Origin of the sequence: Alkalimonas mucilaginosa (genome assembly GCF_036327005.1) — a bacterium.
GTDB lineage: Bacteria > Pseudomonadota > Gammaproteobacteria > Enterobacterales > Alteromonadaceae > Alkalimonas > Alkalimonas mucilaginosa.
Window position 1 is genome coordinate 87,127 of sequence record NZ_JAUGZK010000002.1, and the last position, 10,482, is coordinate 97,608.

General features: G+C 51.7%; 13 protein-coding genes and 1 other RNA gene. 12 read left to right on the plus strand and 2 right to left on the minus strand.

The window, feature by feature from the left end:
• Positions 1-17: 17 nt before the first annotated feature.
• Both QWF21_RS02630 and QWF21_RS02635 read right to left on the minus strand, forming a co-directional pair.
• Positions 18-287 (minus strand): type II toxin-antitoxin system RelE/ParE family toxin, encoded by a 270-nt coding sequence (locus QWF21_RS02630; protein WP_330086490.1) that lies wholly within the window; start codon positions 285-287, stop codon positions 18-20.
• Positions 274-558 (minus strand): type II toxin-antitoxin system RelB/DinJ family antitoxin, encoded by a 285-nt coding sequence (locus QWF21_RS02635; RefSeq protein ID WP_330086491.1) that lies wholly within the window; start codon positions 556-558, stop codon positions 274-276. Before QWF21_RS02635 ends, QWF21_RS02630 begins: the two co-directional genes overlap by 14 nt.
• A gap of 140 nt (positions 559-698) precedes the next feature.
• On the opposite strand from QWF21_RS02635, the gene QWF21_RS02640 reads away from it, so the two are divergent.
• From QWF21_RS02640 to mraY, 12 genes are all read left to right on the plus strand, one after another.
• Positions 699-1,133, plus strand: coding sequence for a hypothetical protein (locus tag QWF21_RS02640; RefSeq protein WP_330086492.1), 435 nt, complete (start codon positions 699-701; stop codon positions 1,131-1,133).
• Between the two features lie 409 nt (positions 1,134-1,542).
• Positions 1,543-1,794: a type II toxin-antitoxin system Phd/YefM family antitoxin gene (locus QWF21_RS02645; RefSeq protein ID WP_330086493.1), complete on the plus strand. Its 252-nt coding sequence runs from the start codon at positions 1,543-1,545 to the stop codon at positions 1,792-1,794.
• Positions 1,784-2,062, plus strand: a complete 279-nt coding sequence (locus QWF21_RS02650; protein ID WP_330086494.1) for a type II toxin-antitoxin system RelE family toxin — start codon at positions 1,784-1,786, stop codon at positions 2,060-2,062. The genes QWF21_RS02645 and QWF21_RS02650 overlap by 11 nt, the downstream gene beginning before the upstream one ends.
• Before the next feature lie 87 nt (positions 2,063-2,149).
• Positions 2,150-2,407 carry a type II toxin-antitoxin system ParD family antitoxin gene (locus QWF21_RS02655; protein WP_330086495.1) on the plus strand — a complete coding sequence of 86 codons (258 nt, stop codon included), beginning with the start codon at positions 2,150-2,152 and terminating at the stop codon, positions 2,405-2,407.
• Positions 2,408-2,477: 70 nt separating this feature from the next.
• Positions 2,478-2,844: RNase P RNA component class A (gene rnpB, locus QWF21_RS02660), an RNA gene on the plus strand.
• 260 nt (positions 2,845-3,104) lie between these two features.
• Positions 3,105-3,569: a division/cell wall cluster transcriptional repressor MraZ gene (gene mraZ, locus QWF21_RS02665; RefSeq protein ID WP_091343630.1), complete on the plus strand. Its 465-nt coding sequence runs from the start codon at positions 3,105-3,107 to the stop codon at positions 3,567-3,569.
• The gene (gene rsmH, locus QWF21_RS02670) at positions 3,570-4,520 is read left to right on the plus strand and encodes a 16S rRNA (cytosine(1402)-N(4))-methyltransferase RsmH (protein WP_330086496.1); all 951 of its coding nucleotides are present in this window, start codon (positions 3,570-3,572) and stop codon (positions 4,518-4,520) included.
• A complete protein-coding gene (ftsL, locus tag QWF21_RS02675; RefSeq protein WP_330086497.1) occupies positions 4,517-4,825 on the plus strand; it encodes a cell division protein FtsL in 309 nt (102 codons plus the stop codon). Before rsmH ends, ftsL begins: the two co-directional genes overlap by 4 nt.
• A complete protein-coding gene (locus QWF21_RS02680; protein WP_330086498.1) occupies positions 4,822-6,573 on the plus strand; it encodes a penicillin-binding transpeptidase domain-containing protein in 1,752 nt (583 codons plus the stop codon). The genes ftsL and QWF21_RS02680 overlap by 4 nt, the downstream gene beginning before the upstream one ends.
• Positions 6,563-8,032 carry a UDP-N-acetylmuramoyl-L-alanyl-D-glutamate--2,6-diaminopimelate ligase gene (locus QWF21_RS02685; RefSeq protein ID WP_330086499.1) on the plus strand — a complete coding sequence of 490 codons (1,470 nt, stop codon included), beginning with the start codon at positions 6,563-6,565 and terminating at the stop codon, positions 8,030-8,032. Before QWF21_RS02680 ends, QWF21_RS02685 begins: the two co-directional genes overlap by 11 nt.
• The gene (locus QWF21_RS02690; protein ID WP_330086500.1) at positions 8,029-9,402 is read left to right on the plus strand and encodes a UDP-N-acetylmuramoyl-tripeptide--D-alanyl-D-alanine ligase; all 1,374 of its coding nucleotides are present in this window, start codon (positions 8,029-8,031) and stop codon (positions 9,400-9,402) included. Before QWF21_RS02685 ends, QWF21_RS02690 begins: the two co-directional genes overlap by 4 nt.
• The gene (gene mraY / locus QWF21_RS02695) at positions 9,396-10,478 is read left to right on the plus strand and encodes a phospho-N-acetylmuramoyl-pentapeptide-transferase (protein WP_330086501.1); all 1,083 of its coding nucleotides are present in this window, start codon (positions 9,396-9,398) and stop codon (positions 10,476-10,478) included. The genes QWF21_RS02690 and mraY overlap by 7 nt, the downstream gene beginning before the upstream one ends.
• Positions 10,479-10,482: the final 4 nt, after the last annotated feature.

Consider the following 10,482-nt stretch of genomic DNA (forward strand, 5'->3'; position numbering starts at 1 on the left):
TGCGATGCATGCAGCAGCTAGAAAAGTTCGCTGTGTGAGCCAATACGTGCAAGTTGTAGCGTGTCGTTGTTGACTCTATAGATCAGTACAAGATCAGGCTTAATGTGGCAATCGCGAAAGCCGTTCCAGTTACCCGTTAGGGGATGATCAACATTTTTGGGTGCTAGGGTATCACCGCGTTGTAAGTGGGAAATAATATTCCCCACTTCGAGAATATCGGGAATAGGCATTTTAGTGACTTTTTTAAAATCTTTCTTGAATTGTGTTGAATATTCAAGAATGAGCATTTGGAACCTTGCCCTCGGTCAGCTCGTTGAACATATCATTGACAGATGGGCTTTGTTTGCCTTTGCCTTCAACCAACTCTTTCATTGCAGCAGCAGTTGTCCCATTTGGTTGACGGGCCTTAAGCTCAAAAGGTATACCTCCATGATTGATAACTGCACGGGCAAAAAGCTTAAGAGCCTGAGACGGGCTTAGCCCGACATCATCGCAAATCTTGGTAAAAGCAACTTTTGTGTCATGATCTATGCGTGTGCTAAGCATTTCGCTTTTCATGCTAATTACTCCAGAGTGTATTGCAATGTTATACATTGTAGCGCATAGTTGGAACATCACATAACAAACTGCGTCATTCATGGCCTGCGGCCCTTGCGACGCTCACAAGTTCGCGCGCATGCGCGGGGTGTTAGGCATCTATGACTAGCTCAACGATTATCCTAAAGATTCAAGAGCTTATTGAGCCGTATGCATGCATCTATCGTGTTGAAAGCTCTTATGGCTTTGCTGAAATTATTCCGTTAGTTGATGGGTTAGATTGTAGCTACATAGAATTTTTAGCGGCTGCAAAATCTATCGACGCACACCAAGCACAAACATTGTTGTCTGCAATTCTCCATCAAACTTTGGCATATCACGCTGTAATTATGCCAATTGAGCAGGCTCGCAGTTTGGCACATGAGTTTTTAAGCTCCCTAGATGAACCAGTAAAGTTCTATTCAAACTGTTTTTGTGACGACGATGTCAGTGGAGTTGGCTCTTGGAACCCTGTTACCGATAGTACTTTTGAGGCTTTGCTATATTGTGAAACCACAAATAACAGCATTTTGTTTTTTGCAGTAGATGAAGATTAGGCCTAACAAGTTGCTTAATTTCGTTCCCGCTAAAAGCGTGGCCTCCATGGAGCTGCCTACGCTTTGCTGCGGCAGCCCATTAGCAAAGCGATAGTCTGCAACAAACACCTATCGAGGCTCTCTTATCCCATGCTCAATGAGTGCCTGCTGATTTCAGCATCCTTGCAGACAGCAGGGGTACCAGACATTCATCGGTTAACCTGTTGCTGGCGCTATTCAAGACGTCAGGTTTAAAGCCGGTTATTTTCTGGGATAATTACCGTGTAAATCATCTTGGTGATGGGAAATGTGCGGCAGTAAAGTTGCCAAAAGCTGACAGCGCACCCCTGAGCGCATTCAAGCTCGTAGCGTCTTGCTACAACCTATGCTAAATTATGATCTAACTATAGACCTAAATAGAGGTCACTTTATGCATCAGGTATTAGCAAATCTTTCTGTCAGTATTTCAGAGTTAAAGAAAAACCCTTCAGCTTTGCTTGCTCAGGCAAGTGGCTCACCGATAGCTGTGCTTAATCACAACAAACCTGCCGCTTACCTGGTTCCGGCGGAGACTTACGAGGCTCTGATGGATAGGCTCGACGACTATGAGCTGGCGAAGCTTGTTGAAGCGCGTCGTGGTGACAAAGAGCAAGCCGTAACGGTGTCGCTGGATGACTTATAAGCTGCGATTTCTTCCGGTCGCACTGAAAGAATGGGAAAAGCTGGCTGCACCAATCAAGAGCCAATTCAAGAAAAAGCTGGCTGAACGACTGGAAAACCCCAGAGTGCCGGCAGATAAGTTAAGTGGCTATGACTCTGTGTACAAAATAAAACTTCGCTCTGTTGGTTATCGGTTGGCTTATGAAGTCGTAGGCGATGAGCTCTTTGTGTATGTGCTGTCGGTAGGCAAGCGGGAAAAAGGCAAAATTTACTCGGCTTTGGAAAAGTGAACCTGAGCTGAAGCAGCGCCGGCCTTGATTTGGCGCGCTGAAGGAGCATGATAATATCATAGGTTCCATGTATCAGGAGCAGCAGCCATGAGCATGCACCGGAAAACCATCACACTGACTGAACAGCAAGACAACTGGGTGAAAAGCCAAATTGAAAGTGGGCACTTTGGCAATGATAGCGAGTACATTCGCGATCTTATCCGAAGGGATCAACAGGCTCAACAGCGTCTTTTAATGCTGAGGCAGGCCCTTGCTGAAGGTGAGTCCAGCGGGACACCCAAGCCACTTGATCTTGCTGCCATCAAAGCCGCTGGCCGTCAGCGAATGCAAACGGAAAATTCGTGATCACCTTATTCGCAAAACCCCGCCCAAAATAATACCTGCGCTTTGGCTGCATTTAACGTATACTGCGCGCCGAGTTGGCCAGGGCAATCGCTGCTTGCATGTGCAAGGGGAGGAAAGTCCGGGCTCCACAGGGCAGAGTGCCAGGTAACGCCTGGGCGGCGTGAGCCGACGACCAGTGCAACAGAGAGCAGACCGCCGATGGCCCGCTTGCGGGATCAGGTAAGGGTGAAAGGGTGCGGTAAGAGCGCACCGCGCGACTGGCAACAGTTCGTGGCACGGTAAACTCCACTCGGAGCAAGACCAAATAGGCCCCCGATGGTACGGCCCGTACTGGGGGCGGGTAGGTTGCTTGAGGTGCATGGCGACATGCATCCTAGAGGAATGGTTGCCACCTTGGAAACAAGGTACAGAACCCGGCTTATTGGCCAACTCACTTCTTTTTTTGTTTGCTGTTCTTTTGTGACCGCTTTAATTGGTTCAAAGCCGCTCTGCCGCGTTGCTCTTACTTTCACTCCCACTTTCCTCCACAGAATCAGGCATTTTGCTGCAGCCTGCATTTTTGCTGGATCTTTCCTGTTAAATATGCACCGCTTTTACCTTGACAATGGTCGGATCACGGCCCTAAACTGTAGCATTGTGGGGATTTGTGGATAATTGTGGATCGCGATGGATCAGTCGTTGATCTCAGGACACAACTATGCTTCGTGGCTCGTTTACACTGACAATGGACACCAAAGGCCGGATCGCGCTACCAGCGCGCTACCGCGACTTTCTGCTGTCCGAGTGTTCCGGCCAACTGATTTGCACCATCGATCACAAAGATCCCTGCCTGATGTTGTACCCCTTAGCTGAGTGGGAAGACATTGAAGAGAAACTAAAGCGTTTATCCAGCTTTAATGCGCAGGAATTGCGCTTAAAGCGTTTGCTGTTAGGCCATGCCTCCGAGTGCGACATGGATAAGAATGGCCGTATTTTGTTGCCTGCGCCGCTGCGCAGTCATGCCAGCCTGGAGAAAAACATTCGTCTGGTTGGCCAATTGAATAAATTCGAGATCTGGGATGAAGCCGCCTGGTTAGACCGTGTGGAACAGGACATGGCGCTGGAGCGGGACATGCCGGCTGAAACTGAACTTTCTGAACGATTACAGGACTTTGCACTGTAAATGACTGCCAGCCCTCATACCTCCGTATTATTGCAGGAAGCAATTGACGGACTCGCCATTCAACCGGACGGGATCTACCTGGACGGGACTTTTGGCCGTGGTGGACACAGTCGCCAAATTCTTGCCAGGCTCTCTGCCGAGGGCCGTTTATATGCGATTGATCGCGATCCCGCCGCTATTGACGCTGCAGCCCCACTGCAAGCCGATCCCCGCTTTCACATTAGCCGCAGCCCTTTTGCGGCGCTGGAACTGATCTGCCAGCAACAAAATATTTATGGCCAATTGGACGGTATCCTGTTGGATCTTGGCGTCTCCTCCCCACAATTGGATGACGCTGAACGAGGCTTTAGCTTTATGCGCGATGGGCCATTGGATATGCGGATGGACCCCGATGCCGGTCTGTCAGCAGCAGAATGGTTGGCCAGTGCTGATGTGGAAGCCATTAGTTTTGTGCTTAAGGCCTATGGTGAAGAAAAATTTGCCTGGAAAATTGCCAATGCCATTGTTGCAGCCCGCACCGAAGCGCCACTGACCCGTACCCGGCAACTGGCTGAATTGATAGCCGCTGTGGTGCCGAAAAGTCCAAAAGAAAAAAAACATCCGGCCACCCGAAGCTTTCAGGGCATCCGTATTTACATCAACAGTGAGCTGGAGCAAGTCAAGCAAGCGCTGGATGCGGCACTGAAGGTGTTAAAGCCAGGTGGCCGTCTGGCAGTAATTAGCTTTCACTCGCTGGAAGATCGCTTGGTGAAGCAGTTTATGCGTCAACACAGCAAAGCTGCACCTGTGCCGCGAGGCCTGCCACTAACCGATGCGCAGCTTAAGCAGCATTTGCCGCTAAAGCTGGCCAGTAAAGCGATTATGCCGACCGCGGCAGAGCAGGCAGCGAACCCCAGAGCACGCAGTGCTGTGCTGCGGGTCGCAGAGAAAACCGCGGAGGTGCCGGCATGAGTCAGATCCGCTTAACTCAGGTGATTCTTACCGACTGGCGACGTTTTCGCTGGCCGGTGCTATTGCTTGCTGCCTGTGTGTTCACTGCCTTGGCCGTGGTGCAGCTGTCACACAGCAACCGCTTGCTGGTGAATGCACAAAATCAATTGTATCAACAACGGGATGCGCTCGATGTCGAGTGGCGTAACTTGCTGTTGGAGCAACGTGCTTTGTCGGAGCACAGCCGGGTTGAAGATATTGCCAGTGCACGTTTGAACATGCTTCGTCCAAGTGGCGAGCGTGAAGTGGTGGTGACCTTACCATGAGCAGAGCCGCACAAAAAACACACGCGAAGCGGAATCAGGCACCAGGCATTGTTGGCTGGCGTTTTGTGTTTGTGATGTTGGCATTGTCTACTGTCTTTGTGGTGCTGGTGGCCCGTGCGGCTTATTTGCAGGTACTGGAGCCTGAGATGCTGGTCACTCAGGGAGATTTGCGCAGTTTACGGGTGACCTCCAATAGCGTATTGCGTGGCATGATTTTAGATCGCCATGGCGAAGAGCTGGCTGTCAGTGTGCCGGTACAGGCAATCTGGGCCGATCCTAAAGTGGTGCTGGAGCGTGGCTCTCAGCAGGATCTCCGCCGTTGGGAAGCTTTGGCGGAAGGTTTGAATATGACGGCCGAACAGCTTAATAGCCGCATAGGCAACGACAGCCGTCGCCGCTTTGTTTATCTGCAGCGCCAGGTTAGCCCGGCTGCGGTAGATTATATCCGGCGTTTAAATGTGCCTGGTGTCTATTTCCGTCAGGAGTCACGTCGTTTTTATCCGGCGGGTGAAGTCACTGCGCATCTGATCGGATTTACCGATATTGATGATGTGGGTGTGGAGGGGATTGAACGTCGGTACAACACACTGTTAACCGGTACGGCGGGCCGCACGCTGGTACGGCGGGATGCCAAAGGACGTGATATAGAGGTCCTGGAACGCGAAGATGCACAGCCGCCGCGTAACCTGCAGTTAAGTATCGATCAGCGTCTCCAAAGTGTGGCGTACCGCGAGTTGAAAAAAGCCGTGCTTACTTATGGTGCAACTTCAGGCTCTGTGGTAATTGTGGATGTACACAGCGGTGAAGTGCTGGCAATGGCCAACAGCCCATCCTACAACCCAAATAATCGCCGCAATACCCCGGTACACCATTTCCGTAATCGCGCCATTACCGATATGTTTGAGCCTGGCTCTACCATCAAGCCATTGCCGATCCTGGCTGCACTGGAGTTTGGCAGTGCCGATTTGAACACGGTGATTGATACCGCGCCGGGCATGTTGCGGGTTGGTGGCAGTTGGGTGCGTGATGTTGGCAGCAACAATGGCAAGCTGGATTTAACCGGCATCATGCAAAAATCCAGCAATATTGGTGTTACCCGCTTGGCCTTGTCGATGCCACATCAGCATCTGCTGGACTTATACTTTTCGATGGGACTTGGCGTCGATACCGGTTTGAACCTGACCGGCGAGAGTTCTGGTATGTTGAGCCACCGTAGCCGCTGGTCAGAACACGAGCTGGCCAGCCTGTCTTTTGGCTACAACCTGTCGGTGACTGCCGTACAGCTGGCCCGGATGTATGCCACCATTGGCAATGGCGGCATCTTACGACCACTAACCATTCTTAAATCCGAGCAAGGTTTGCCTGGCGAGCGGGTGCTATCAGAAAGCTATGCTCAGGCCATGCTGGAAATGATGGAGGCCGTGGTAGAGCCTGGTGGTACGGCTACCCGGGGGCGGGTTGATGGCTATCGGGTAGGTGGTAAAACCGGCACCACACGCAAAGCCGTAGCTGGCGGCTACGGCGATGATTACGTGGCTTCATTTGCTGGTGTCGCTCCCATTTCCAATCCACGCTTTGCCACTGTCGTGGTGCTGAATGAGCCTGCCAGCGACTATTACCATGGCGGAGAAATTGCCGCACCAGTTTTCGCAAATATTATGAACTCGGTACTGCGACTGAAAAACATCACACCAGATGCTGAAGGGGTGCGGATTTCAAAACGCCAGGGAGGTCCGGATGCAGGTTAACACTGCTGGCCGTTGGCTGGGTGCTCTGGCAGCACATCTGCCAGAAGTTGCCTTAAACGATTTGCAAATTGATAGCCGTAAGGTTGGTCCGGGCGATGTATTTATTGCACTGCCAGGTCATCAACAACATGGTAATCATTTTATTGCTCAAGCGCTTGCGCGAGGTGCAGAACTTATCCTGACCGACGAGTTGCCTGCTGAGTTTGCAGAACATTCCAAGGTATTACTAATCAGGGATTTACCCACCCAAGTGCAGGCATTGGCCAGTCAATTTTATCAAAAGCCAGCAGCCAGTTTGCATTTGATTGCTGTCACGGGGACCAATGGCAAGTCCAGTACTGCTTGCTTTGTGCAGCAACTGGCACAGCAGCTGCATCAGCGCTCAGCCGTGATTGGTACTCTGGGATATGGCCGTCCAGGCAATTTGACTCCGTTGCCGAATACCACGCCACATCAGGTGGAGTTGCAGAAAATCCTGGCCAGTCTGCGGCAGGATCATTGCAGCTTAGTGGCGATGGAAGTTTCATCCCATGCGATAGTACAACAGCGGATCACTGGCTTGCAGTTCGATGTTGCACTATTTACCAACCTGAGTCGTGATCATCTGGATTATCATGGCAGCATGGCTGCCTATGGTGCCGCCAAAGCCCGTTTGTTCACATCCGATTATTGCCGTCAGGCTGTTGTGAATGTATCCGACTCTTTTGGTGCCAGCCTGGCTGCCCAGTTGCAGGTGCCCTATTGCGCCGTAGGCCAGCTTGAGGATTGCATCGGGCACGATCGGTATCTTGGCTACCATCAGCTTGAAGCGGTGGCAGGTGGATTTCGCTGTCGCTTGCAAAATGGCGCGCAGGAGCTAACACTGCAATTGCCGCTGATGGGGGATTTCAACGTAGCCAATGCAGTAACGGCCATTGCTGCTTTGTGGCTGCAGGGCCTGCCATTAGCTGAGCTGGTTCAGGCCGGTCATTTTTTGCAAGCCATCCCTGGTCGGATGGAGCAGTTCGATTTTCCTCACCCTATCACTTTGGTCGTTGACTACGCCCATACCCCGGATGCACTGCAGTTGGCACTGCAAGCCCTGCGCTCACATTGCAAAGGGCATTTGTGGTGTGTTTTCGGCTGCGGCGGCGATCGTGATCAAGGCAAGCGTCCATTGATGGGACGGGTGGCTGAACAATACGCCGACCGGGTCGTGATCACATCAGACAACCCCCGCCATGAGGATATGGTGCAAATTTGTCAGCAGATAGCCGCTGGCATGTCGGAAGGGGCTTGCTATCAAATCGAACCTGATCGCGAGTTAGCGATTAAATTGGCGCTTACTGAAGCGCAAGCAGGCGATATCATTTTGCTGGCGGGCAAGGGCCATGAAAGTTACCAGCAAATCGGGGATGAGTTCCGCGACTACGATGAACGTGCTTTTATTGCTCAGTTGCAGCGGGAGATGGGCTTATGATCGCGCTGAATACACAAACCTTGGCCACCATCACCGGTGGCATCCTGGTTGGTGCTGAGGTGGCAATTGCCTCTGTCAGCACAGACAGTCGTCAAATAACGGCAGGTGATTTGTTTGTCGCCTTGCGTGGAGCTTCCTTTGATGGCGAAGCATTTGTTGCCGAGGTTGCTGAAAAAGGGGCCGTGGCTGCCCTGGTGCATAGCCCTTTGCCGGTGGCTATACCGCAAGTTGTGGTGCCGGATACAACCATTGCTCTGGGTAAGTTGGGGGCCTGGGTGAAACAGCAAGTGCCGTTGGCTTCTGTGGCCGTGACAGGCAGCGCCGGTAAAACCACGGTGAAAGAAATGCTGGCCGCTATCCTGGCACGACGCGGTAAGGTGCTGGCCACCGCCGGCAATTTTAACAATGCCATTGGGGTACCACTGACCTTGCTGCGGCTTGGTCCTGAGCATCATTTTGGCGTGTTCGAGCTGGGTGCCAATCATCAGGGCGAGATCGCCTATACCAGCGCACTGGTTCAACCGGATGTGGCTATTATCACCAATGTGGCTGAAGCACATCTGGAAGGATTTGGAGATCTGCAAGGCGTCGCCCGGGCCAAAGGCGAAATTTTCAGCGCGTTAAAGCCTGGGCAGGTAGCCGTTATTCCAGCCGATAGTGAATTCACCATGTATTGGCAAAGTCGTTTGGCGAAGCAGCGGGTGCTTACTTTTAGTGTGACTGGTGAGGCAGATTACCAGGCTGCCCATGTGCAGTTGGATAGCCATGGTAATGCTGGCTTTGAGCTGATTTGTCCGGCTGGTCGGAGCTTTATTCAGTTGACTGTTCCAGGAGTGCATCATGTGGCCAATGCATTAGCAGCGGCAGCAGGGGCTATGGCGCTTGGAGCCAGTTTACAGGATGTGCAGCTTGGCTTAGCCCAGCTCACCAGCATCAAAGGCCGTACTCAGGTGATTGAGGTGCGGGATAACCTGCGGATTATCGATGACAGTTACAACGCCAGTGTCGGGGCTGTCAAAGCAGCTATTGACCTTTTGGTCAGCTACAGCGGCCAACGGGTGTTGGTGTTGGGGGATATGGCAGAGTTGGGCACTGATGCGCGTTTGTACCACGAACAGGTTGGAAAATACGCAAAGGAGCAAGGGGTTAATCTATTGTTCACGCTGGGCGTGCTATCACAGAGCGCCAGTGACTGTTTCAATGGTCAGGGGCATCATTTCAGTGCGCGCCAGACATTGGTTGAGCGACTGATTCCTTATTTAGCCCAGCAAGCCACTACCATCCTGGTGAAAGGTTCACGAAGCGCCAATATGGAGCTGGTGGTGCAAGACTTGCTAGAACGTTGTCAGCAGGAGACCCCCCAATGCTAGTGTGGCTCGCCGAGTACCTTACTCAGTACATGACTTTCTTTAACGTCTTTAGTTATCTGACGTTTCGCTCGATTCTGGGCATTTTAACGGCCCTGCTCCTGAGTGTGTACTTCGGCCCTAAATTAATCGCCCGCTTGCAAGCGATGCAAATTGGTCAAATGGTTCGGAATGATGGGCCAGAGAGCCACTTTTCCAAACAAGGTACTCCAACCATGGGGGGCTTGTTAATCCTTGGTTCTGTGCTGATTAGCACTTTGCTGTGGGCCAACCTAAGCAACAAATACGTGTGGGTGGTGCTCTTTGTTCTGGTGAGCTTTGGTGGTATCGGTTTTATTGACGATTACCGCAAAGTGATCCGCAAAGATCCGCAAGGGTTAATTGCCCGCTGGAAGTACTTCTGGCAATCGGTGTTTGCCATTATGACGGCCCTGTTCCTGTACCTGACTGCCGAACAGCCTGCCGAAACGGCGTTATTGGTACCATTTTTCAAAGATGTGATGCCGCAGCTAGGGCTGCTTTTTTTGTTGCTGAGTTACTTTGTGATTGTAGGTACCAGCAATGCGGTCAACCTGACCGATGGCCTGGATGGCTTGGCCATAGTGCCAGTGATTATGGTGGCCGCCGCTTTTGCCGTGATCGCTTATGCCAGCGGTAACGTGGTGTTTTCGGAGTACCTGAATATTCCCTATTTAGCCCATACCAGTGAGCTGGTGGTACTTTGCTCGGCCTTGATTGGCGCAGGTTTAGGGTTTCTGTGGTTTAACACTTACCCGGCGCAGGTTTTTATGGGCGATGTCGGCTCGCTGGCACTGGGTGCTGTGTTGGGGGTGATTGCCATCCTGGTTCGGCAAGAATTGATTCTGTTTATTATGGGCGGTGTCTTTGTGATGGAAACCCTGTCGGTGATCCTGCAGGTGGGTTCCTACAAATTAAGGGGCCAGCGTATTTTCCGGATGGCGCCTATTCATCACCATTATGAGTTAAAGGGTTGGCCTGAACCCCGGGTCATCGTGCGCTTTTGGATTCTATCCGTCATGTTTGTGCTGGTAGGGCTAGCAACCCTGAAACTGAGGTAACACT